Below are 23,399 nucleotides of genomic sequence, written 5' to 3' on the forward strand. Positions count from 1 at the left end.
GGATTTTCAGTGATCTTGCCTTTTGAAACAGATGATTCGCATTTGCGATCACCCGAATATCCGCTATGTTAAAAGTTCGAATCAGTTAACGTATGGAGTGACTTACACATGGCTAGTAATACATCAGAACAACTGCGCGCTGAACTCAAGTCATTGGCGGACACCCTGGAAGAAGTTCTCCAGACCTCTACCGACAAGCCGAAAGCTGAACTCGATAAACTGCGTGGTAAAGCAGAATCCCTGCTCAAAGATACCCGTGAGCGTCTGAGTGACACAGGTGATAAAATTGCCTATCAGACCAAAGAAATTGCCGGCAAAGCTGACGATTATGTGCGTGAAAAACCCTGGACGGGCGTCGGTATTGGTGCCGCGGTCGGTGTTGTGATTGGCGTTCTGTTAGCCCGCCGCTGATTATGGCTGAACCAATCAAACCTGCGCCACAAGGGCCGGGAAAAGGGTTATTTGACATCGTTTCACGCATTGCTACCGTGGTGGTAAGCATTGTTGAAACACGTGTCCGGCTGGCCGTGGTTGAGCTGGAAGAGGAAAAGGCCAATATTTTCCAATTGCTGCTCATGGCTGGCATTACCCTGATATTTACCGCCTTTGGTCTGATGAGTTTGCTGGTGGTTTTATTCTGGGCCATTGACCCGGCCTATCGTCTTACGGCGATAGCAACGACGACCGGCGTGTTGCTGCTTCTGGCGGTGATCCTGGGTGCGATGACGCTGGCGAAAGCCAAACGTTCAACCCTGCTTAGCCTCACCCGTAAACAACTGGACATCGATCGTGCACTGCTGGAAAAGGATGACGAGCTATGAGTATCCCGAACCGTGCTATCGAAAAAGTCAGGTTGATGCGCAAAATTGAGCGTCAGCGCAGCGAGCTTTCTCAGGCCGGTTCAGACTGGCTGGATGCCACCGCGAAAGTGGATCACTATTGGGTAAAACTCGTGGATATGCGTAAATATCTGGTTGTCGGCTCCAGTCTGCTGGCCGTTTACGGTATTCGCCATCCCAGCGCAGTGGTTCGCTGGTCACGGCGCGCTTTCGGCATCTGGGGCACCGTAAAATTGTTCCGTAAAACCCTCGGCAACAAATAGTCTCAACCTCCGCAATCAAAAAGGGCTGATGGGCAAACCATCAGCCCTTTTCTTTTTGAATAACAACCCCGTGGCTGTTCAATTTATTTGAATCATTCAGACAGATTTACTTGCTAACATAACTTATTCATCCGACTTATTATCTCGTCATCAACTGATGCGGTAACGGCAGGAAACATTTTCCGACCGGGCCGGTAACACTTTTAACCCAATTTGGGTATATCACTCTCGGAGTCGAAGATGAACAAGTTACAAGACACTGCTTTGCTGGTTGCGCGTATTTTGATGCCAGTGCTTTTTATCGTTGCAGGCTGGGGCAAAATTAACGGTTACACCGCGACTGCGGGCTATATGACGTCTATGGGCGTGCCAAGCTTCTTCCTGCCACTGACTATCTTGTTAGAGTTTGGCGGTGGTCTGGCTATCTTGTTCGGCTTCTTTACCCGCACCACAGCGCTGATCACGGCAATTTTCACTATCCTGACGGCTCTGATCTTCCACACTGATTTTGCACAGGGCGTGAACCAGATGATGTTTATGAAAAACCTGTCTATCGCTGGAGGATTCTTCGTCCTGTTTGCTTCCGGTCCTGGTGCATTCAGCATCGACCGTCTGATCAAGAAAAACTGGTAATTGCTCCGACACCAGGGAGTGACAGCTCAGCTATAATTAAATAAGACACTATGTCAGACCTGCAGGGCGATGTGATTTATCACCTCGCCCTTTTTTATTACTTATCGGTAAATCTCCCCTAAATCATTCGAGTTGCATCAAGGCGGCAACTGAGTAAATCCCCGGGAGCATACAATAGTATGTGACTGGAGTTTGAGAAGACAGCCAACGCAGAGGCAGCTCGAAGGATGATGGGGAAGGAGGAAAAATGGGGCAACTAGTCAATGGCGTTTGGCAGGACACCTGGTACGACACCAAGTCAACCGGCGGTCATTTCAAACGTTCAGCAGCGCAGTTTCGCAACTGGATAACGCCTGACGGTGAACCGGGCGAGCATGGCGTTGGCGGCTTTACCGCAGAACGTGACCGTTATCATCTGTATGTTTCACTGGCCTGCCCGTGGGCGCACCGCACCTTACTGATGCGAACCCTCAAAGGACTGGAGGAGATTATTCCGGTATCTGTGGTACATCCGCTGATGCTGGAACACGGCTGGACGTTCGGCACCGATTTTCCGGCAGCCACCGGCGACGATTTGTATCATCTCAATTATGCCTATGAAATCTATCTGCGGGCGCAGAATGATTACACCGGCCGCGTCACCGTGCCGATCCTGTGGGATAAAAAGCAGCAAACCATCGTCAGCAATGAATCCGCTGATATCATCCGCATGTTCAACAGCGCATTTGATGCCGTGGGTGCCAAAGCCGGAGATTACTATCCGCAGGCATTACGCTCAGAGATTGATGAGATCAATGAGTGGGTGTATCCGCAAATTAACAATGGTGTCTATAAGGCGGGTTTTGCAACGTCTCAGGATGCCTACGACGAAGCGGTTGAGGGTGTGTTTAACGCGCTGTCCCGTGCTGAGGAATTGCTGAGCAAGCACCGCTATCTGACCGGCAATCAGCTGACCGAAGCGGATTTGCGTTTGTGGACCACGCTGGTGCGTTTTGATCCGGTGTATGTCACTCATTTCAAATGTGACCGCTACCGCATCAGTGATTACCCGAATCTGTATGGTTTTCTGCGTGATATCTACCAGATGCCGGGCATTCGTGAAACGGTGGACTTCGCGCACATTCGTAATCACTACTTCCGCAGCCATGCAACCATCAACCCGTATGGCATTATTTCCACCGGACCGGCGCAGGATTTAGACTCTGAGCACGGCCGCGATACCCGTTTTTGATTTCGTTCTGCTCCTTCCCCTTTCACCAGGGGAAGGTTGGCATCGGGTATGGGTTTACTGAATAAAAACGCTATGACTTCACTTCCCGCGTAGCCAGTAGCTTTGGAATTTCACGCAGGAACCAGGCTTTCGCCTCACCCATGCTGTCGCGACGCCACGCCATGATAATATCGATTTCACGGTTATATTCCGCACTCACCACCCGCAAACGCCCTTCCTCGATATCTTTCTCGACCATCGGATAAGGCATTGTCGCCACCCCTAATCCCGCCAGTAACGCTTTACGCTTCTCTTCAATGGTGCTGACCGTCAGACGCTGCTGTTTATCCAACAACTGAACGGTTAATACCGGACGCTCACGGGCAGTATCCGCCACGGCGATCCCGCGATATTTAACCCGGCTGACTTCCGACAGCGGCTCGGCTTCAAGGTGGATCGGGTGATCCGGCGCGGCCACATAGATACTGGCCAGCTTATACAGTTTACGGCTGTTAATTTCGGTAGAAGATCGGAAATGCATATCCGGCGCGATCACGATATCCGCGCGGCCTTGCTCAAGACGTTCCCACGCGCCGGCCAGCACTTCGGTGATCAGAGAAACCTGCGTATTGGCTTTCAGCGCCAGCTTTTCAATCAGCGGGAACAGTTGCGCGGCCGGCGATAAGGCTTCACAGACAATGGTGATATGGGTTTCCCAACCGCGGGCCAGCGCTTCGGCATCCACCGTTAGCTTGTCTGCAGCTTCCAGCAACACCCGTCCGCGCTCAAGCAACATCCGGCCAACATTGGTGAATTTTGTCCGATGACCTGAACGGTCAAATAACACCACATCCAGTTCTTCTTCCAGTTTCTGCATGGTGTAGCTCAGTGCAGACGGGACGCGGCCCAGCTCATCAGCAGCTGCGGCGAAACTCCCCCTGCGGTCAATCGCATCCATGACCCGTAATGCTTCCAGTGTGAGTGCGCGATCCTTAGCCATTCTTTTCTCTTTCAGGAAATTTGAATATAGCGACCAGATTAACTGGCTAACAATCACACGTCCAGACGCTTACCATTTATACATCGAAATTTTTAAGAGAGGCGACCGCCATGATTACCAGCAGAACGGCAAAAGAGTGCGGTACCGCTGACTTTGGCTGGCTCCAGGCACGGTATACATTCTCCTTTGGCCATTACTTTGACCCCAAACTGATGGGATATGCGTCTCTGCGCGTCCTGAATCAGGAAGTGCTGGCACCCGGCGCCAGTTTCCAGCCACGCACCTATCCTCGCGTGGATGTGCTGAATCTGGTGTTACAGGGTTCAGCGGAATACCGTGACAGTGAAGGCAACAGTACCGGGGTCAGTGCCGGTGAAGCCGCATTGCTGTCGACGCAGGCGAATGTCAGTTACAGCGAACTGAATACCAGCACCACCCGGCCACTGACACGGATGCAACTGTGGCTGGATGCCTGCCCTGAGCATGAGAATCCGCTGACGCAGAAAATGACGCTGCCGGAGGTCACGCATTTCCTGCTGGCCTCACCGGACGGTGAAAACGGGAGCCTGCAACTGCGGCAAAAGGTGTGGATCCATCATCTGGATTTAGCGGCAGGTGAAAAAATTACGCTGCCGGTACGCGGGCCACGCGCATATTTGCAATCGATTCATGGCCAGGTGGATGCTCTGGGATCAGCCAGCCGTGAACTGCAAAAACTGGCCTGCGGTGATGGCGCATTTATCCATCAGGAAAACAGCCTGACGGTTTGTGCCTGCACCCCGTTACGGGCGCTACTGATTGATATGCCACTCTGATTCTCCGGCCCTTGTTATAAAAACCACACCGCACAAATTCTTTTGTGCGGTTTTTTGTACACCTGTTTATCAGTTTCCCTCAGGGAAATGCTATCCGGTCCTGCTTTTTTCGTCCTGTCATCGTGCAATTTGCGGGACAGACTAACCTTTTACCGTGATTCGATGGGACAGACCCCATATCCTTTCAACTGTCTGAAAAACAAATAAATAACCTCAAAACAGTCAGTTATTAAAAGTCATGAATGATCATTAATATTGATACTTAAATCTTTATATTGATGTTTGTATTTATAATATTCATTTAAATGATCTTACAGGTTGTATTTTGATAATTAAATTATAATTTATTTTTTGTCTTCTTTATTGCCCCATTATCTATACGAACGCTTTATTTTGATTTATGCTTTTCAACGCTGGTCAGGAAAATGGGGGTTTATAATAAGGAGTGAGATGCACTAATAGCTTTAAAACGTTAGACATAACATTAAGACTTTAGTCTTACATTCTATTTTTATATTACTCCCACTGTATTTCAGCGGGATCGTATTACTATGTCATTTTATAAATATATTTCAAGCCTAAGGATTAAGGTATGAAAAACGCAATTAATGCGCTAAAGCGCAAAGCAAATCAATATCAGGAACTTAAGAAACAACGCGGTGTGACCTTACTGGAAATCATCATCGTGCTGGGCATTATCGGTATTATTGCTGCAGGTGTTGTAATCCTGGCAAACCGTGCCTTTACTGCGCAGGATATCAGTGATTTAGCCGATAATACCAACTCAGTGCGGGTAGGGACGACTGAAGCTTATAAAGACAGTGCAGAATACCCTGCGATGGTGAGTGCTGTTGATCTAACTAAGTCGACAATTGGTACTGCAACCGACACGACTGGCTCAATAATTTCTACGTTAGTTAAAATGGGGAAAATTTCTGCGGCTGAAGCCTTTAATGGCATGTCAAATGATGCGTTTGAAATTGGTGGGGTTAAATACGTCTCTGAAGATGCAAAAGCGAAAGGCTTCTATCTGGTGATAAACGGGCTGGAAACAGAAGACTGCCGTAACATTGCTTCCCAGCTGGGCGGACAATGGGATTATGTGGCTTCTGGTACTGCCGCAGCCGGCGCACTCGTAACACCACAACCCGCAGAGTTATCCGGCGAACCTACCACGTCTATTCTCAAAACCCTGACTGCCGATACCCTGAGTCCGACAACCATCGTGGCTGCAGGATTCTGCGATGCATCGACAGGTTCAGATAATGCGCTGATTTTAGGCAGTAAATAATTGTTTTTATGAGTACAGGAGCCTGCGGCCGTTATCGTTGCAGGCTCATTTTCGATGACTTCCATAACGATGGGAATTTTTATGCCAAAGGTAAGCAACAGCAAAGGTTTTACCTTACTGGAAATGATCGTTGTAATGGGAATCATGGGTCTCATTTTTACTTCATTCGCTCTCTTTAAAAAGAAACAAATAGAATCAGTGGCCAGAGAAAACCTGACCAATATTATTGCGAACGAAGTGCATGGCATGTTGCAATTTATTAACAGGGATGAAATTCAGATTACTGAGGACAGCGACGCTGATGGTGAAATGGATTTCATAGTGAACCCGCTTTTCGACAGAACGATTTCTACAGCTAATGAAAAAGGTAAAACTTATGGCTGGCGTGTAGAGGATCAGGCTTTCAGCACTGACCCGAAAGACACTGACCATTTTATTCAGTGGGATAACACATTGTCTCGTGGTTATTTCACCAGCCATCGCTGTTACAGCACGGGCAACAAGAAAGTCGCTGATAAGGAATTCAAGGTAGAAGATTTAGCCTGCAATCAACCGGCAAACAACCAGGATAAATCTCTGGTATTAGAACGTGTGGATCTGGTGGGTGACGAAGAGACACGGACTATTGATCGCGTTGATTTCTACGTGAGTTTTCATCCGGGAATTAACGGTAAAAATGATATGGATAAATTTACTATCGAAAATTATGCGACAGCGTTTAGTAAAGCATTCACTCATTACGACCTGGCATATCAACACGCTGATTATATCTATCGGCGGGAAGCAAAGGGCACCGATGTAGCAAATTTCGGCACCGGCTGGAAACTGCTGAAAACCCATGACGCGAAGACAAATGACGAAGCGGTACCTTTCGGCAGCATGGTGTCCTACCTCGATAAGATTGACCAAACTGCCGCTCAGCTGGGGGTTAGGTTTAGTTTTAAGGCAGGTATGGGGAAAGTGATAAAACCCGATGGTTTAGTCGGCGTGGATAAGCTCTGCTGGAATCTTAAAGAAAATATGATGACGCATTGCCTGGAAGTTGAAGACGGTACAGGCCGGAACAATGAGGAAGGCGTCATGCATCTGACAGCCAAAGATGCCAACAACCAAACTGTAACGGGAACATTAATGGCGAATGTTATTTTTGAAGGTGAAGCTTTCGATCCTGAAAAAGGAAATATCATTGCGCTCATGACCAGTCCGGTTGTTTCCTATCACTCCTTTGGCAATAAAAAAGACAGGGGCACCAATGATGTCATTATTGATGACCCAGATAACTATGATAAAAGCGTCACCGATGAGCCGGGGTATATTAAAATTCCGGTGCAAAAATGCCCCTTAGCGCCTCCGGCCCCGGGTAATCCCCAAAATGCGCCGCGAGTACTTTATCCACGGCTGGCTGCTGCAATCTCATCCATTGTCGCTGATGTAGGCAAACAGGGAAATGCAGGCAGCGAAAGTGAAGGCGGGGAGGATTTTTCTGATTTCTCCAACAGCGAAAATAACCGGACAACGACAAAAGGCGTTTTAGATCATTTAAGCGGTGTTGCCGTACAGGTGAATCTCATCCAGGAGAATGACAAAAAAATATCTCCTGACGATTACTGGGTCATCAGCGCCACCAGTGGCGTGTTTGATAATATTTCAGGGAAAGGTGTCAGTGTCATTAATCCAAGTTCGCTTTCAGTTGTGCTGACTTCATGGTGTAGCTCGATCAAACAACCCGCTGCTGGGGCTGATGTCCCCATGCCGCCCTATTAGCGCAACGTAAATGAAGGTACGGCACTGTATTTTTATGAAAATTTCAGGATGAAATAAGATGAAAATTAATATGATTGGATGCGTTATTATACTGTCCGTGGCTATGGGGCAATATGCACATGCAATGGTCAATGCCGATGGCACTATTTCAGCAACATCTCAACCCCCTTCAGTGAGTACATCCTCACAAACAGGCCGCAACCCCTTCTCCGGCGGGAATTCTCCCGCGTTGCCCATTCCTGCTGAACCTAAGGGCGTCTTATCAACTCCTTTACAAGTGACTTTGTTATTGAATAGCGGTGATCTGCTGAGCCAGGGTTTACAGAAATGGGCCAGGGACTTCGGATATAAATTACTTTGGCAAAGTAAAAGTGATTATTTAATTTTTAGCCCCATCACCCTGACAGGCAAAAATGAAGACGAGGTGCTGACAGGTTTAGGGGATCTTTTTGCTTCTGAAAATTATGGATTAATCATCAAAAACTATCAGAAGAACCGCGTTTTACTTGTTGATGATATGTAACGACTGATTTTCAGGATAAGGATATATGAAAACTAGAATTGGATTAATTACATTGGTATTGCTTATTCAGGGGTGTACCCATGAATTCAATCAGACATTTGCACGTGAAAATGTTAAGGATACATTACCGGGAGCGACTTCTGCAGGAGAAATGAAAGTTAAACCTTATGTGAAATATGATGCTGCTTATTTAGGTAAAAAAGTGGATTACAGTTCTACGCGGCAAACACTGCTCGCTAAGAAAGTTACTGTGAACTCCTATGAACCCACTGATCTGAATACCGTGCTCGATGCTTTACTCGCGCAAACAGGTGTCAGCCATAAAGTAAATTTGGCTTTCCCCGACCAGAAAGGCCTTGAAGGCGGTAAAGTAAACATTGAAGCACACAGCATTAATTTCACAGGGACTTTTGAAGAATTCATGCGCTATGTTTCAGCCCTTTACGATGTGAATACTACCCTTGATGAGAATAATATTCTTAAAGTGGATGCTTATAGCGTCTATGCCATAAAACTGGATTTTTATGGAGAAAATAATAAATTTGAAGCCAGTCTCGATCTTTCGAATGATGCGGTTAGCAATGGGGGACTTAAAGGTAAATCAGAAACTAAATTCGAATCTACATTTTGGGATGACGTTGAAGACATGGCAGAAAAGTATGTCTCAAGCGGCATGTATACCGTATTTAAAGATGCTTCCATCGTAACGCTAACCGGACGGCCGTCAGAATATAAAGCGTTGAATGATGTGTTGCAAAAATACCAGGCTGACAATAATCGCCAATTCATTGTCACCTACAAAATTTTCACACTCAATAAAGAGAAAATGGAAGAGTATGGTGCAGGTCTGAACATGTCCTATATAGACAGCGGTGAAAGCATTGTTATTAATACTGCCATGATGAATACAATGGATAGTGGAATGACGCTCGGTGCGGGTGCTGATCATGCACTCAGTGTATCGGCCAAATTGAACGCACTCTATTCCCTGACGGGCAGTAAAGTTCTGCAGAGCGGGACATTTGTCACCCGTAATAACACGCCGGTACCGCTCAATATGACAAATTCTCAATACTATGTTTCCGGGCGAACACGCACCATTAATAATGATAATGGTCAGGAAGATGTAGAGATCGAAACCTCTGAAATCATCACCGGCACCAGTTTTATTATTACCCCACGGATCAATAAAGACGGTCGGGTAGAAGTCACCAGCGGTTTTACCAAGAGTCAGTTAAATTCTATTGATGTTTTCGACACCGTACAGTTGCCCAATGTGACTACCACCGAGATGTTTAACTCTACAGCGGTTACGCCGGGCAGTTTACTCATGGTCGCGAAGTATGAAATGAATGACCTGAGTAAAAATAAAGAATATCAGTTGTTAGGTTATGGTGAAAATACGGCTGACGATGAGAATACCGTCGTGATGGTTGTGGGTATTGACTATTATCGTGCACCTCTGAATCATTAATTATTGGATGTGACAGTCATGTTAAATACACTATCGCGCAATAACATATTGACCGGTTTAATCTGGGACTTACCCATACACGATAATATGGCGCCGGGATATCTAAAATGGATGGCAAACATACGGCGTAGTCACCGGAGATATATTTATAGTGTTCAGGGGGATGCTGAAGTCAGTGAGCTTATCGGTTATTCTGAAAGAACATCTCCGGGTTGTGAACCTTTTGCTGTCCATCTTAGAAATCTCTATGGTGACGGATTCTATTATTTTTCTGCAGGTAAAGGACAGATTTACTTGCTGATGATCATGGACGGTATCATTATCAGCGGCAGTGACTGTGTTATTACTGAAAATTTCTTTCAGGAAATGGTGGCTTCGTTGCCTGAGTCAAAATACGCCAGACTTCAGGTAACTGAAATTTCATTGGCGCAATTAGACACTATTGCTGAATCTTGTAAATCAAATCAGAAAATTTTCAAAAAGAAACAACGTATGTTTTGGAGCGCAGTAGGATTTGGCATATTTTTGTTACTTATTGCGTCATCTGTTTTTCTATATACTATTATTTCCGGATAAAAAATGATCAAAAAATTAAAATTACGGAAAAATACGCTACCGGTTTCTAAGAATACTAAATTAGGTATTGCCGCCGCCACTCTGGTATTGTTGATTGCGGCAGGTTTTGCCGGTTGGTATTACTTAGTGTATGAACCTGGTCAGGAACTGAAAGCAAAAAAAGTTCGTGAACAAACACAACTGGCCGCAGATGTTAAAGCTGTTGACGCCTTCTATTTGAAAGCGCTCACGGGAGGAAGTATTTCGGCCTTCACTAAACTGGCCGTTGAGATAACCAATAGTTATAGTAAATTGTATAACATGAATTATACGAATGAAACATTCTCTTGTGATGCACAAAAGTGCGCATTCAGTTATCAGTTAAGCAAGGGAGCGATATTTAGCGTTGCCCAAAAAATTTTCTGGGGAAAAACCTATAACGCCAACTTTTCTGAAAACACTTTTTATTTTACAGAGGTAAAATCGGGTCTCAGCGAAAATCCCCTCCTGAATGCCTATAAAAGGAAGCAGGAAATTTCGCCTCCTGCCTGTAGCAATGCATTGAATTATATTTACTCCTATAACTCTGCGACGGGAAGCGAACAGGCGCTGAAAATAACCGCCCTGCCAGGCGCTGCTGTAATAGCAACTGAAAAGAAAATCTCACAGAGAGGTAAGGCGAAATATTACGGTTTAAACGTTATTTCGTGGGAAATGTCACTTCCCAAACCACTTCATTATCTGGATATATTGAATATCGCCAGCGTACTGGAACGTCATGCCTTTAAGGACGCTTTTATCATTCAAAAAGTTGATAGTAGCAAGGAAAATAAAATTACAGGAGTAATGGTATGCAGAAGCGGAAAATAATCCTCACTACCCTGGTCGCTTTATTTTCGACCAGCAACTTTGCCGACGAGATCAGCACAACCGGTCAGAATATCTCTCCCGTCCCTGCGCCTGTACAGGAACATATTTCCAAGCTGATGGAAGAAGACATGCAGTTTAATCAGTCTCAGCGACTACTTTCCCAGCAACTTGCCTTGGCGAAATTACGGCTTGAGATGGCGAAAATCAAAAATGAAGCGGCTGAACTGAATCCGGTATCCGCGATGCCAATCATGAATGACGGGCCTTCAGGCGAAGAGCCGAAAACCGAATCAGCGCCGGTGGATGAGCCCCGGGTGATGATGTTGTCGCAAATTGCAGGCATTACCAAAGCGGCTGTTTCCGTGGGCACGAAAACAGTATTCGTGCGTATAGGTGAAGTCTTTTCTGCTAACGGAAAGCGCTATACGGTACATCAGGATAAAAACGGGCAGCACTCGTATGTTCAGGAAATTTCCCGGTGATCCTCGATTTTGTCCGGCTTACCGAAGAATCCCTTCACAATGGTGAATGGACTTTCTCTGAAATAGAAGATCATATGCTTCTGGCCCGCTCGCAGGGGCAGGAGTTTCTGGTCTCCCAACGCTCTGTAGTAGAAGAGTTGCATATTATTCAATATGAAATTCGCAAACTCAATGATGTTCATCGTCATCAGGTACTCGGGGTAGCCGGGGTCAGCGAAAGCGTTTATTTCAAAATTTTCGAGCTGGTTTCATTACAGAAGCTCAGCAGTGTGGCCCTGGATATCAGTGAAACGCAGAAAGAGCTCGAGGCGATATTAATTGAAGCGGTAAATATGGGAGCCAGTGACCTGCATATAACCCGCAACGATATCCTGGCTCAGCTGGAAGTGCGTGTAAACGGTATGTTGGTGCCCATGATGCAGATGGCATCCAGCAAATGTGATGAACTGGTTTTCGTGCTGTATAACGTCCAGGCCAGTACACGTGACACCACGTGGAACCGCACCATTCCGCAAAGCGCCAATATCCTCTACACACTTAATAAACTCAGTTTCCGCTTCCGCTATGCGCATTTCCCCATTTTTGGTGAGACGAACGATTGCTATCACGCCGTGTTGCGTATTATTCCTTCCGGATTATCGAAAAGTGCCGTCGCAAATCTTAGCAGGCTGGGTATTTCAGATGATGAGTTGGAAGATTTAAAAAAAATCCTCAGTAATCCTTATGGTGCTTACATCATTGCCGGTACGACCGGTTCGGGTAAATCTACAACGCTGAAGAATTTAATGGAATGGCTGCAAATAAACCGCTACAGCAGCAGAGGGTGTTTCCTGACGGTCGAAGACCCGGTTGAGTATCAGATCTTCGGTGCCAAACAAAGCTCTGTCGTCAGTGTAGAAGGCGGGGGTTTTCATTCTGCGATTAAATCTGCACTGCGCCGGGATCCGGACGTTCTGATGGTGGGAGAAATACGTGACAATATTTCGGCCAATGCGCTTGCCGGTGCCGTAGAGAGCGGGCACTACTGTTTCACGACCGTGCATGCCGGGAATATCGTCTCATTACTTCAGCGTTTATCTGCGATGGGTATCACCAGCGATAAACTTTCTACACCCGGTTTTATTGCCGGATTGCAGTGCCAGAAGCTGGTTCCGGTTATTTGTCCCCATTGTCATCGTTCCGTTGAAATGACATTCGGTGGAAAAATAATGTCGCTATATGAACAAAATGAATCTGGTTGCGTTCATTGTAAATATACCGGCATCAGCGGCAGACAGCTGGTGATGGAGTATATGCTTCCCACTTACGATGAACTTGCCGCGATTTCAAAACAGGAATGGTTGCAGGTTTATACCCTATGGCGGAAAAAAAGGCTGTCAGCACCTGGCCTGAGCGAAGGGTTTGAAATAAAAGAAAAGGTCTTCGCTGAGATACTTCGCGGTCGGGTTTGTGCAGCCTGGTTTAGCATGGAATTTGGTGATGTCGAACAGGAAAACATGGCGGTGATCCTTGGCAAAATTCAATAAAAAACAACGATTATTTCTCTATAAATTCTGTGCTGACATGATCAGCACAGAATTACCACTTTACGATTCTTTGTTAAAACTTCAGGTTGAAGGGAAAAGCCTGTTGGGATCTGGCTTTGCCAAAAACATTGGCATATTAACCAATAACATGAAAGCAGGTCTGACGGGTGCGTCTATTGCGGTTATGTTTGATGGCCTTGTTCCACAAAGTGAGCTGAGTGTTATCAATGCAGCCGAACAGAGCGGCAGTCTCGCTGACGGGTTTATAACCTTAGTTAATGTCATTACTTATAATAGTGAGTTAAAGAAAAAACTGACGTCTGCCGTCCTCTTTCCTTTCATTATGCTGATTCTTTCATTAACAGTGATCGCAGGCTACTCTGTCAAAGTATTTCCTGCCTTTGAAAGTGTTGTCCCGGTGACTAAATGGCCAGGTATCACCCAGTCACTTTATTCTTTTGGTCTATCCCTGGTCGCAGGGTTATGGATCTACATGTTAATTGCTATTCTTTTGACCGTCTTTATTATCCGGTTTGTCATGATTAATCTTTGCGGCTCATTCAGGAATAAATTTCTTGACCGTATTTTACCCTTTTCCACTTACAAGCAAATTGCGGCCTCTATCTTCCTCAACAATCTGGCGCTAATGCTTAAGAATGGGATCCCACTGAATGATGGCCTGGCGATCATTTTATTGAACTCCAACCGATGGCTGAAAAATCATATCAACACTATGCGGGAGAAAATGGCGATAGGGTTAGGATACGGTGATGCGCTGAACACCGGATTATTTGGCCCTGAAACTTTGCTAAACATTAGCCTCTATGCGGGCTTATCGTCATTCAATGAAGTATTAACCTCTGTATCGCATAAATCAAGAGAGCATATCAGAGAATATATTCAGAAATTATCCGGTTTACTCAAGTCATTATCTACCCTCGTTTTAGGTGGCTGTGTTATATGGGTTTTCGCAGCACTATTCGCCCTTTCAGATACATTAGGGAAAATGGGCGCAAGCGGTTCTTTTTAAAAGGATGTATGATGAAAAAAATAATTATGCTTTTCATTATCTTGAATATAGTATCGGTTAATAGCTTTTCGGCCAAGATACCTAAAGGAGGCGCGTTCAAATTTGCTGAACCTGATAGCGGTGGCGGTACAGCACAACCGCTGGATATGCCCCTCGCGTTACCTATTGCTAATTTTTTTGGATATACCCGAAGTGGTAACAAATATTCCTATGAGGAGAAAAACTCCCTGCCAATTGCAATAAATATTATGTATATAGAATCCTCTTCCGGACACGTTCCTGCCCAGCGTTTACCGGAGATAACAGATGACAATTTTGATTTCTCAGAACACTACCTTCACTATGATACACAAGCCAATTACAGCTGGGTGAGTGGCGGTAAAGAAGGAGACTGGGGCCTCCCCATTATTAATGCAAAACCCTATCAGAAAGGCGACCCCTTCCCGGCAATCACGGCATGTTCAGGTACGCCTGTCACCCTGAAAGAGCAACGTTATAAATGTAAGCCAGCAATGACCAGCTCGACGCGAAACCTCTCTTTATATGATGAACTGATTGAACTGGCCGCCAGCAAAAATCAAAAATTATGGGTTGGCACGGTTATTTTCCCCCGGGCTTCAGACGGCCCTGAAGGTAATACCAGTAATAACAGCACGGGAGGGGAAGGACATGAACTGGTTGTTTATCTTCCTCATCGCCATATGGAAGTCATACACTTAGAAGCCTTGTTGCTCGGCGATGCTGATGGAAGTGAGCAACGGCTTGCAGCATGGACACTCCAAAGTGATGACGGAGAATATTTCGTACCCTATACAAGTTTCAGGATCAACAATGATTATCCTGCCAATTATGCTTTCGTTTCAAACGGGAAAGATACGCTCAATCATCGTAAAACGGAGAGTATGTATCTTATTCCCTACTACCTGGATAACGAGAGGATAGCCATAACAGATGTTGCTGCAATTCATACTCGTCTTGCCGGAGGTGTGCATTGGTCGGGGCTCTGGCAAGGAGAGGGGGCTATTAACGAGCAAGGTATACGGGGTAGTGATATATTTACATGCCTGAATGGTGCTAAAGGATCGGTGGATGATTATACCGACTTAGCCCATTTCCAGGATCCGGCTGTCGATTCGTTTAGGGAAGTGCCCGGTTTCAATATTATCCATGTTCCGGAAGGGCAGAAAGGATTTACCTTTGCACAAATGATGGAAAAGCAACCGACATCAGACAATGCTTATATTTGCGACACCAAAGGCACTCAGTTATTTTCGCAGCGATTAGAAATTGCAACGGAAGAACGACCAAATATATTCATTGATTTTATGGAAGTAAAAAAAGGTATCACAGAGAAATAATGCTCCCACTGAAAATACCGTATTCTTCCGTTCATTCTCGCAGGGAATTTTTTAATGACGCTTTTCTATTTTTGGTTTTATCCTATCATGGCACTGATATTCGGATTGTTTATTGGCAGCTTTATTAATGTAATGATTTACCGGCTTCCGTTAATGATTTTTTCTGAATTAAGCCCGGAACCGGATGCGGTAAAAGTAAACCTCTGGTGGCCCCCCTCCCATTGTCCGGCATGTGGGGCGCCGGTCTGGAAACGTGACAATATTCCTGTTCTGAGCTGGTTGTGGCTGAAAGGCAAGTGTCGTCATTGTCAGAGCACTATCTCTCCACAGTATCTGATATCCGAAATACTGTGCGGTAGTGTTTTTACCTTGCTGACCCTGGTGGCGCTGCCGCAGTTTACTGAAATTCAGGTCTGTTGCTTTTTCCTCTATTTCTGCCTGCTCTACAGCTTGTCAGTGATTGATTTTCAGCATTTGATTTTGCCTGACGGTTTAGTATCGCTGCTGCTATGGAGCGGCTTACTGGGTTCGGTTTTGGGTACGACTGATATTGCGCCTCGCTCAGCGATTTGTGGCGCAGCGCTTGCCTGGCTTTTGCTTTATACCCTCATGGCAGCCTATGAAAAATTACGTGGCCGCGAAGGATTAGGTTATGGCGACGTTAAACTGATGGCTGCCATCACCGCCTGGCTGGGCATGGAAAAACTCCCTGAACTGATTCTCTGGTCTGCAGGGTCCGGTATTATTGTTTACCTGCTCTGTACAGTACTCAACAAACGCCGGTCGCTGGATGAAGACCATCCTGAATCCGCCAAACATTACATCCCCTTCGGACCTTCAATCGCCATGGCCGGGCTGGTGATGTTTTTTATTGAGCGACTTTAATCCATGCGCCGGGTATTACTTTTCCTGCTGCTCATTCCGCTTTTAACTCAGGCGACGGACGATGTGGCGGTAACGCTGGCTCTGATTCAGGCTACGCGTCCCGATGTTGAAGTTATTGAGGATCATTTTTCTTCAGCAATGTTACTGACTGCCCCAGGAGACAAAGTATCAGAGGGGAATACCGAGACATCAAAAACATCGTCAATTCGCTATCCCCACTTCCTTTCGCCATTAAATATTCCGTTGCGGATCACGTCCCCGTTCAGCCTGCGGTGGCACCCCCTCATGCAACGTTTTTCCCCGCATGAGGGGACTGATTTTGCCGCGCCACGGTTAACGCCGGTGCTGGCTACGGAGAAGGGGATCGTCGTGGAAGCCATGTCTCATCCGACTGCGGGAAATTACGTGGTAATACGTCATCCGCTCGGGTGGCGTAGCCGCTATCTGCATCTTGACAGGATCACTGTGGCCACCGGGCAAGAAATTGAACGGGGCAAAGTGATTGGCTACTCCGGGAATACCGGACGCAGCACCGGGCCACATTTGCATTTTGAGCTGATGTATCACGGGCAGACAATGGATTCAGCAAAACTCCTGTCGGCTTCAGAGACAAATACTGTTCTGCCTGCCGCAGCCGTCAGTCCGCCGAAACCTGCGGTTCCGAAAATTATATTGGTCACGGAAATAGGCGGTCAGGAAAAAGTGATGGTGAAATATAAAGGGAAAACGATCTACGCCGGTGCAAACCAGACAGTGTTTGGACATTACAAAGTTCTGTTGCAGAACGGACGTTATCGTTTGTACAAGCTGTCCTGAAGGGAACAAAAGCGGGTGTATCCCTGAGGGGAACACCCGCTTTTGTTTTCAATGGAGTGGAGTTGACCGTTAAGCCGGGTTCTGTCGTGGACAGTCATTCGTCTAGGCCAGCAATCGCTCACTGGCTCAAGCAGCCTACCCGGGTTCAGTACGGGCCGTACCATGTGAACCCCTATTTGGCCTTGCTCCGGGTGGAGTTTACCATGCCACGAACTGTTGCCAGCCGCGCGGTGCGCTCTTACCGCACCCTTTCACCCTTACCTGATCCCGCTTGCGCGGGCCATCGGCGGTTTGCTCTCTGTTGCACTTGTCGTAAGCTCGCGCTTCCCAGGCGTTACCTGGCACCCTGCCCTATGGAGCCCGGACTTTCCTCCCCTCCTTCTGTCTCCCCCGAAAGGGACGGCAAAGAAGCGGCGACTGTCTGGTCAACTCCGCGGCGGATAATAGGGTATTACGCCCTATTTGTCACCCTCTTGCTCATCAAGCGCGTATTTATACAACGCATTCTTCTTCACACCGTGGATTTCAGCGGCCAGCGCGGCAGCTTTTTTCAGTGGCAGTTCTTTTTGCAAAAGCGCCAGAGTACGCAGGGCTTCTGCCGGTAACGCTTCGGTATCCACTTTATGGCCTTCAACAATCAGCACCATTTCGCCGCGCCGGCGCGTTTCGACCTCCTGCACCCAGGCCAGCAGCTCGCCGACAGGCGCACCGTGAATATTTTCCCAGGTTTTGGTCAGTTCACGCGCCAGCACCACATACCGCTCAGGCCCCCACACTTCGACCATATCCTGCAGACTGTCGAGTAAACGATGCGTTGATTCATAGAAAATCAACGTGCGCGGTTCTTCAATCAGTGACTGCAACGTATCTTTACGGGATTTGGTTTTAGCGGGCAGAAACCCTTCGTAACAGAAACGATCAGAAGGCAAACCCGCCGCACAAAGGGCGGTGATCGCCGCACAGGCACCGGGTAACGGCACCACGCGGATACCGGCTTCGCGGCAGCGACGCACCAGATGATAACCGGGGTCATTAATCAGCGGCGTACCGGCATCCGAGACCAGCGCAATGGTCTGGCCTTCCTGCAATTTCGCCAGTAAATGCTCGGCTTTCTGCTGTTCGTTATGGTCATGCAGCGGGTACATTTTTGCGGTGATCGCGAAATGTTGCAGCAGCAATCCGGTATGGCGGGTATCTTCTGCAGCAATCAAATCGACACTGTTCAGTACGGCCAGCGCGCGTTGGGTAATATCCCCTAAATTGCCAATTGGCGTCGGTACGATATACAGCGTTGAGGCAGAAATATCTGCTTGATCGTCTTGATTCATTGTTTCATCCGGATTGCCGATTTAATATTGAGCATCTTAAAAAAACATCACTGGAAACTGAATGCCTTCCTCAATGACCTTTCGTACCCGTTCGGGACGTTTACTCCCTGCCATCATCGTGGCGATGCTTCTCGCCAGCTGTTCTGGCCAGGCGCCGCAGGCACCGACAGAAAGTGTCCAGGGTGCAGCGTCCGGCAGCTCTGACTATTATTTGCAGCAGGCGCAGCAAAGCAGTGATGATAACAAGGCTGACTGGCAATTGCTTGCAGTGCGTGCCCTGATACGCGAAGGCAAAGCGCCTCAGGCGGCGGAGCAACTGGCTAAAGTACCGCAAAATCTGACCGCCGCTCAAACCGTCGAGCAGCAACTGACCAGTGCAGAAGTGCAGGTTGCGCTGAAAAATTATCCGGCAGCCGCCACCAGCCTGAGCCAGCTCGACCCTCACAGTCTGACCAACGATCAGAAAGCCCGTTATTATCAGGCGCAAATCGATGCCAGCCAGGGACGCACCAGCCTCGGCGTGATCCGCGCCTATATCGCACAGGAATCGCTGTTACAAGGACAGCCACATCAGGACAATATTGACCACACCTGGATGGCGTTGACGCAGCTGTCCCCGCAGGACGTCAGCAGCATCGTGATCAATGCTGATGAAAATACGTTGCAGGGATGGCTGGATTTACTCAGCGTATGGCAAAGCAACAAGCAGGATCCTGATTTGCTGAAAGCCGGGATTAAAGACTGGCAACGTCGTTATCCGGTGAATCCGGCAGCGAAAAGTCTGCCAACTCAGCTTAATAATGTGCTGACCTTCCAGCCTGCCTCAACCGGCAAAATTGCACTGTTCCTGCCGATGAGCGGCCCGGCACAAGTTTACGGGAATGCCATTCAGCAGGGCTTTAATGCGGCCATGAACGGTCAGATCAGCCTGCCGGCGCCGCAGGCAGCAACGGCGGATGCTAACGCACAACCGCAGGCACCGGCTGACCCGAACGCGGCCGTCAGTACCTCCGCACCGGATGCCGGCGCACAAAACACCCCGGCGCAGACCGATCCTTCACCGGCCCAGCCGGCCGCAACGCCGGCGGCGGCCCCCGTTGCCAGCAGTAATGCGCAGGTGAAAGTGTATGACACTAATGGTCAGCCGCTGGCCGCACTTCTGACGCAGGCTCAGCAGGATGGCGCAACGCTGGTTGTCGGTCCGCTGCTGAAAGATCAGGTGAATGAACTCTCTTCTGATCAGACCCCGCTGAATGTTTTAGCGCTCAATCAGCCAGAAACTGAGAAAAACAGCCCGAATATCTGTTACTTTGCGCTCTCGCCGGAAGACGAGGCACAGGATGCTGCGCGCCACATGTGGTCTGAGCAGAAACGTACGCCGCTGTTACTGGTGCCGCGTGGCAACTTCGGCGACCGTATCGCACAGGCTTTTGCTAATGAATGGCAGAAACTGGGCGGCCAAACCGTGCTGAAACAAGGTCTCGGTTCAGCCGGTGAATTACGTTCTTCTATCGGCAGCGGTATCCGCCTGACGGGTACGCCGGTCATCGCCAGTGATGCCGCCGCGCCAGCACAAGCGCAGGGCGTGACTATTGGTGGCATTACTATCCCGGCACCGCCAACAGATGCACAGATTACGCAAGGCAGTACCGGGGGGGCGGTGGATTCCGTCTACGTTGTCGCGACACAAAGTGAACTGACGCTGATCAAACCGATGCTGGATCTTGCCGTAAATGGCCGTTCACATCCGGCAGTCTATGCCAGTTCACGTAGCTACCAGGCAGGTGCCGGGCCGGACTACCGTCTGGAAATGGAAGGCGTACAGTTTAGCGATATTCCGTTGCTGGCAGGCGGTAACCCGGCGCTGATGCAGCAGGCAGCCGCGAAATTTGGTAACGATTATTCGCTGGTTCGTCTCTATGCGATGGGTATCGATGCCTGGAGTCTGGCGAATCACTTCTCCCAGATGCGCACATTGCCTGGCTTCCAGGTTTCCGGCAGCACCGGAGATTTGAGTGCCAATGGCAACTGTGTCATCCACCGTAAATTGCCATGGCTGCAATACCGCCAGGGCTCGCTGGTGCCAGTTTCTTCTTAAGAGAAAACTGAAACAGCATGACTGAGATCGGAATTCTCAACGATTACAGGTACAAGGACGTACTGATGAAGCCTTTTTTGTCAAAGACACGGGCGTGCGGCGATAAATACGAAGCCTTTGCACGGCGCTATCTCGAAAAAGCCGGGTTAACCTTTGTGGCGGCCAATGTGGCCTGCCGTGCCGGTGAAATTGACCTGATTATGCATGACCAGCAAACCTGGGTGTTTGTTGAAGTTCGTTACCGGCGCAACGCCAGTTTTGGTGGCGCAGCGGCCAGCGTAACGGTTCAAAAACAGCAGCGCCTGTTACGCGCTGCGTCTTTCTGGCTTGCAGGAAAGAATGCAAGCTTTGACACATCATCTTGCCGTTTTGATGTTTTTGCCATCACCGGCAGCCAGGTAGAATGGCTGCGTGATGCCTTCAATGCGGAATAAATATTACGACGACTGACTGGACGACAACCCGTGCTGGATAGAATCAAAGTCTGCTTTACAGAAAGTATTCAAACTCAGATTGCGGCGGCAGAAGCTTTGCCTGACGCGATTTCCCGCGCCGCGATGACGCTGGTGCAATCGCTGCTCAACGGCAATAAAATTCTGTGCTGCGGCAACGGCACCTCTGCGGCAAACGCACAGCATTTTTCCGCCAGTCTGATTAATCGTTTTGAAACTGAACGACCGAGCCTTCCTGCAATCTCATTATGTGCAGATAACATTGTGCTGACTGCGATTGCCAACGATCGTCTGCATGAAGAAATTTATGCTAAACAGGTGCGCGCCTTAGGTCAGGCGGGTGATGTTCTGCTGGCCATTTCTACCCGCGGCAACAGCCGTGATATTGTCAAAGCCGTTGAAGCAGCGGTAACCCGTGATATGACTATTGTCGCATTAACAGGTTATGACGGCGGCGAACTGGCGGGTTTACTGGGGCCTCATGATGTTGAGATCCGTATTCCGTCTCATCGCAGCGCCCGCATTCAGGAAATGCATATGCTCACAGTTAACTGTCTCTGTGACCTGATAGATAACACGCTGTTCCCACACCAGGACGATTAAGGAGATCACATGAAGGCGAGTCCTCTCTTTGCAGTATTGTTAAGCGCCCTTCTGTTACAAGGCTGTGTCGCCGCTGCGGTAGTTGGTGCAGCTGGCGTCGCAACAAAAACAACGACTGACCCACGTACGGTCGGTACGCAGGTTGATGACAGCACGCTGGAAGCCCGTGTTTCTAACGCGGTGAGCAAAGATAAACAACTGAAAGACGAAGCCCGTATCGTGGCGACAGCGTATCAGGGTAAAGTCCTGTTAACCGGTCAGGCACCGACGGCGGATATGGCCTCACGCGCCAAACAAATTGCGATGGGTGTTGAAGGCGCAACGGAAGTGTATAACGAAATCCGTACCGGTAAACCGGTCAGCATGGGCACAGCGTCTATGGACACGTGGATCACCACCAAAGTCCGTTCTCAGCTGCTGACCAGTGATTCGGTTAAATCCTCTAACGTCAAAGTCACTACCGAAAACGGCGAAGTGTTCCTGCTGGGTCTGGTGACGCAGGAAGAAGGTAAATCTGCGGCGGGGATTGCTGCTGGCGTGAGCGGCGTTAAACACGTCACTACGGCATTTACCTACGTCAAATAATTCAGTGCGTGATAACAAAAAGGACAGCCTGCGTGCTGTCCTTTTTTGCGTTAATGACCCGTACTAATGAAGTTTATGTTCTTGCAGAAAAGACTCCCCGCCGAGCTGGCTCATCTGGCGCAGTATCCATTGCTGACGGCGAATGACATACGCGGAAGGCGCGTTGACTTTGAACAGGTGCGGATTCGGCAACACGGCCGCCAGTAACGCAGCCTGAGAAGCGGTCAGGCGACTGGCTGGCTTATGAAAGAAATGCTGCGCAGCCTGCTCGACGCCAAAGACGCCGTCGCCAAACTCCACAATATTCAGATACACCGTCAGAATGCGACGTTTTGTCCATACGGTTTCAATGCCCACCGTCAGGCCGGCCTCCAGCCCTTTACGCACCCAGCTGCGCCCGTCCCACAAAAACAGGTTTTTAGCGGTCTGCTGGGACAGTGTGGAAGCCCCCCGCATTTTTCCGCCGTCTTTATCCAGCACCGACTGAATAGCATCGACATCAAATCCCCAATGGGTCGGGAATTTTTGATCTTCTGCTGCCATTACCGCGAGCGCCATGGGTGAGGAAATCTCACGCATTGGCACCCAGTCCGAATGAGCAACATAGCCAAAATCACCGGTCAACCATGCGGAAATCTGCCGTTCCACCATCACGGCAGAAAAAGGCACGGGTATAAAAGAAAAAAGAAGGATGCCCGTTATCCATAAGCTGAGTAAGAGCAGGATTGCGCGTTTCATCCATAACAGCGGCAACCGCAACCCGCTCTTTCGAGTCATTTTATTCATTTGGCGCTTTCCACAACACATCCGACCATCTAATCAATCTCAATAATAACCTGCAAGATCAGGCTAGCGAAATGGTGAACAATATTGCTAACAACTCAGCAATAACAATGAAACTTTTACTTACATTCAGCCCAGGTAATTCCGATTAAACTACTGCCATCAAGGAGTTCCGGCAAATAGCCTGAAATGCTTACTTTTTTCACGATGGATAAT

At 48.2% G+C, this 23,399-nt stretch carries 25 protein-coding genes and 1 other RNA gene; 22 read left to right on the forward strand and 4 right to left on the reverse strand.

The features are described 5' to 3' along the window. The first annotated feature begins 108 nt into the window (after nucleotides 1-108). From ACOZIO_RS17395 to ACOZIO_RS17415, 5 genes are all read left to right on the forward strand, one after another. Nucleotides 109-411: a DUF883 family protein gene (locus ACOZIO_RS17395; RefSeq protein WP_129954691.1), complete on the forward strand. Its 303-nt coding sequence runs from the start codon at nucleotides 109-111 to the stop codon at nucleotides 409-411. A gap of 2 nt (nucleotides 412-413) precedes the next feature. Next, nucleotides 414-821, forward strand: a complete 408-nt coding sequence (locus tag ACOZIO_RS17400; protein ID WP_129954692.1) for a phage holin family protein — start codon at nucleotides 414-416, stop codon at nucleotides 819-821. Next, nucleotides 818-1,102, forward strand: coding sequence for a YqjK-like family protein (locus ACOZIO_RS17405; RefSeq protein ID WP_129991992.1), 285 nt, complete (start codon nucleotides 818-820; stop codon nucleotides 1,100-1,102). The genes ACOZIO_RS17400 and ACOZIO_RS17405 overlap by 4 nt, the downstream gene beginning before the upstream one ends. A 240-nt stretch (nucleotides 1,103-1,342) precedes the next feature. Then, nucleotides 1,343-1,735: a DoxX family protein gene (locus ACOZIO_RS17410; protein ID WP_129954694.1), complete on the forward strand. Its 393-nt coding sequence runs from the start codon at nucleotides 1,343-1,345 to the stop codon at nucleotides 1,733-1,735. A 247-nt stretch (nucleotides 1,736-1,982) separates the two neighbouring features. Continuing rightward, nucleotides 1,983-2,966: a glutathione S-transferase family protein gene (locus ACOZIO_RS17415; protein WP_129954695.1), complete on the forward strand. Its 984-nt coding sequence runs from the start codon at nucleotides 1,983-1,985 to the stop codon at nucleotides 2,964-2,966. A 70-nt stretch (nucleotides 2,967-3,036) separates the two neighbouring features. Here ACOZIO_RS17415 and ACOZIO_RS17420 read toward each other — a convergent pair whose 3' ends face one another. Then, nucleotides 3,037-3,945 carry a LysR family transcriptional regulator gene (locus ACOZIO_RS17420; protein ID WP_129954696.1) on the reverse strand — a complete coding sequence of 303 codons (909 nt, stop codon included), beginning with the start codon at nucleotides 3,943-3,945 and terminating at the stop codon, nucleotides 3,037-3,039. Nucleotides 3,946-4,055: 110 nt separating this feature from the next. Between ACOZIO_RS17420 and ACOZIO_RS17425 the strand changes: the two genes are divergently transcribed. The 13 genes from ACOZIO_RS17425 (at nucleotide 4,056) to ACOZIO_RS17485 (ending at nucleotide 17,334) form a co-directional block, all read left to right on the forward strand. After that, a complete protein-coding gene (locus tag ACOZIO_RS17425) occupies nucleotides 4,056-4,760 on the forward strand; it encodes a pirin family protein (protein WP_129954697.1) in 705 nt (234 codons plus the stop codon). 592 nt (nucleotides 4,761-5,352) lie between these two features. Beyond that, on the forward strand, nucleotides 5,353-6,051 hold the full coding sequence (locus tag ACOZIO_RS17430) for a prepilin-type N-terminal cleavage/methylation domain-containing protein (RefSeq protein ID WP_217218822.1): 699 nt from the start codon (nucleotides 5,353-5,355) through the stop codon (nucleotides 6,049-6,051). Nucleotides 6,052-6,132: 81 nt separating this feature from the next. Next, a complete protein-coding gene (locus tag ACOZIO_RS17435; protein WP_129954699.1) occupies nucleotides 6,133-7,815 on the forward strand; it encodes a type II secretion system protein in 1,683 nt (560 codons plus the stop codon). Between the two features lie 58 nt (nucleotides 7,816-7,873). After that, on the forward strand, nucleotides 7,874-8,338 hold the full coding sequence (locus tag ACOZIO_RS17440; RefSeq protein ID WP_240783490.1) for a TcpQ domain-containing protein: 465 nt from the start codon (nucleotides 7,874-7,876) through the stop codon (nucleotides 8,336-8,338). Nucleotides 8,339-8,363: 25 nt separating this feature from the next. Beyond that, nucleotides 8,364-9,812, forward strand: coding sequence for a type II and III secretion system protein (locus ACOZIO_RS17445; RefSeq protein WP_129954700.1), 1,449 nt, complete (start codon nucleotides 8,364-8,366; stop codon nucleotides 9,810-9,812). An 18-nt stretch (nucleotides 9,813-9,830) separates the two neighbouring features. Continuing rightward, nucleotides 9,831-10,388, forward strand: coding sequence for a pilus assembly protein (locus ACOZIO_RS17450; protein ID WP_129954701.1), 558 nt, complete (start codon nucleotides 9,831-9,833; stop codon nucleotides 10,386-10,388). Nucleotides 10,389-10,391: 3 nt separating this feature from the next. After that, nucleotides 10,392-11,237 carry a hypothetical protein gene (locus tag ACOZIO_RS17455; RefSeq protein WP_421595541.1) on the forward strand — a complete coding sequence of 282 codons (846 nt, stop codon included), beginning with the start codon at nucleotides 10,392-10,394 and terminating at the stop codon, nucleotides 11,235-11,237. Continuing rightward, nucleotides 11,219-11,719: a hypothetical protein gene (locus tag ACOZIO_RS17460; protein ID WP_421595542.1), complete on the forward strand. Its 501-nt coding sequence runs from the start codon at nucleotides 11,219-11,221 to the stop codon at nucleotides 11,717-11,719. Before ACOZIO_RS17455 ends, ACOZIO_RS17460 begins: the two co-directional genes overlap by 19 nt. Further along, on the forward strand, nucleotides 11,716-13,245 hold the full coding sequence (locus tag ACOZIO_RS17465; protein WP_129954704.1) for an ATPase, T2SS/T4P/T4SS family: 1,530 nt from the start codon (nucleotides 11,716-11,718) through the stop codon (nucleotides 13,243-13,245). The genes ACOZIO_RS17460 and ACOZIO_RS17465 overlap by 4 nt, the downstream gene beginning before the upstream one ends. Next, nucleotides 13,229-14,275 carry a type II secretion system F family protein gene (locus ACOZIO_RS17470; protein ID WP_129954705.1) on the forward strand — a complete coding sequence of 349 codons (1,047 nt, stop codon included), beginning with the start codon at nucleotides 13,229-13,231 and terminating at the stop codon, nucleotides 14,273-14,275. The genes ACOZIO_RS17465 and ACOZIO_RS17470 overlap by 17 nt, the downstream gene beginning before the upstream one ends. An 11-nt stretch (nucleotides 14,276-14,286) precedes the next feature. Continuing rightward, nucleotides 14,287-15,633 (forward strand): hypothetical protein, encoded by a 1,347-nt coding sequence (locus ACOZIO_RS17475; RefSeq protein WP_421595543.1) that lies wholly within the window; start codon nucleotides 14,287-14,289, stop codon nucleotides 15,631-15,633. Between the two features lie 87 nt (nucleotides 15,634-15,720). After that, nucleotides 15,721-16,518 carry a prepilin peptidase gene (locus ACOZIO_RS17480; protein WP_269154573.1) on the forward strand — a complete coding sequence of 266 codons (798 nt, stop codon included), beginning with the start codon at nucleotides 15,721-15,723 and terminating at the stop codon, nucleotides 16,516-16,518. Between the two features lie 285 nt (nucleotides 16,519-16,803). Then, entirely contained in the window at nucleotides 16,804-17,334 is a 531-nt protein-coding gene (locus tag ACOZIO_RS17485; protein ID WP_238483591.1) for a M23 family metallopeptidase, read from the forward strand. A 54-nt stretch (nucleotides 17,335-17,388) separates the two neighbouring features. On the opposite strand, the gene rnpB is transcribed toward ACOZIO_RS17485, so the two are convergent. Next, nucleotides 17,389-17,767, reverse strand: an RNA gene (gene rnpB, locus ACOZIO_RS17490) — RNase P RNA component class A. A 25-nt stretch (nucleotides 17,768-17,792) separates the two neighbouring features. Next, nucleotides 17,793-18,662 carry a 16S rRNA (cytidine(1402)-2'-O)-methyltransferase gene (gene rsmI / locus ACOZIO_RS17495; RefSeq protein ID WP_129954709.1) on the reverse strand — a complete coding sequence of 290 codons (870 nt, stop codon included), beginning with the start codon at nucleotides 18,660-18,662 and terminating at the stop codon, nucleotides 17,793-17,795. 61 nt (nucleotides 18,663-18,723) lie between these two features. On the opposite strand from rsmI, the gene ACOZIO_RS17500 reads away from it, so the two are divergent. From ACOZIO_RS17500 to dolP, 4 genes are all read left to right on the forward strand, one after another. Further along, a complete protein-coding gene (locus tag ACOZIO_RS17500; RefSeq protein ID WP_129991983.1) occupies nucleotides 18,724-20,760 on the forward strand; it encodes a penicillin-binding protein activator in 2,037 nt (678 codons plus the stop codon). Between the two features lie 65 nt (nucleotides 20,761-20,825). Continuing rightward, on the forward strand, nucleotides 20,826-21,194 hold the full coding sequence (locus tag ACOZIO_RS17505; protein WP_129954711.1) for a YraN family protein: 369 nt from the start codon (nucleotides 20,826-20,828) through the stop codon (nucleotides 21,192-21,194). Nucleotides 21,195-21,224: 30 nt separating this feature from the next. Next, the gene (diaA, locus tag ACOZIO_RS17510) at nucleotides 21,225-21,815 is read left to right on the forward strand and encodes a DnaA initiator-associating protein DiaA (RefSeq protein WP_013577230.1); all 591 of its coding nucleotides are present in this window, start codon (nucleotides 21,225-21,227) and stop codon (nucleotides 21,813-21,815) included. Nucleotides 21,816-21,824: 9 nt separating this feature from the next. Beyond that, a complete protein-coding gene (gene dolP / locus ACOZIO_RS17515) occupies nucleotides 21,825-22,400 on the forward strand; it encodes a division/outer membrane stress-associated lipid-binding lipoprotein (RefSeq protein ID WP_013577231.1) in 576 nt (191 codons plus the stop codon). A gap of 63 nt (nucleotides 22,401-22,463) precedes the next feature. On the opposite strand, the gene mtgA is transcribed toward dolP, so the two are convergent. Then, nucleotides 22,464-23,186 carry a monofunctional biosynthetic peptidoglycan transglycosylase gene (gene mtgA, locus ACOZIO_RS17520; protein ID WP_129991982.1) on the reverse strand — a complete coding sequence of 241 codons (723 nt, stop codon included), beginning with the start codon at nucleotides 23,184-23,186 and terminating at the stop codon, nucleotides 22,464-22,466. Nucleotides 23,187-23,399 lie beyond the last annotated feature (213 nt).

Source organism: Rahnella sp. PD4 (genome assembly GCF_049199325.1).
Classification (GTDB): domain Bacteria; phylum Pseudomonadota; class Gammaproteobacteria; order Enterobacterales; family Enterobacteriaceae; genus Rahnella; species Rahnella perminowiae.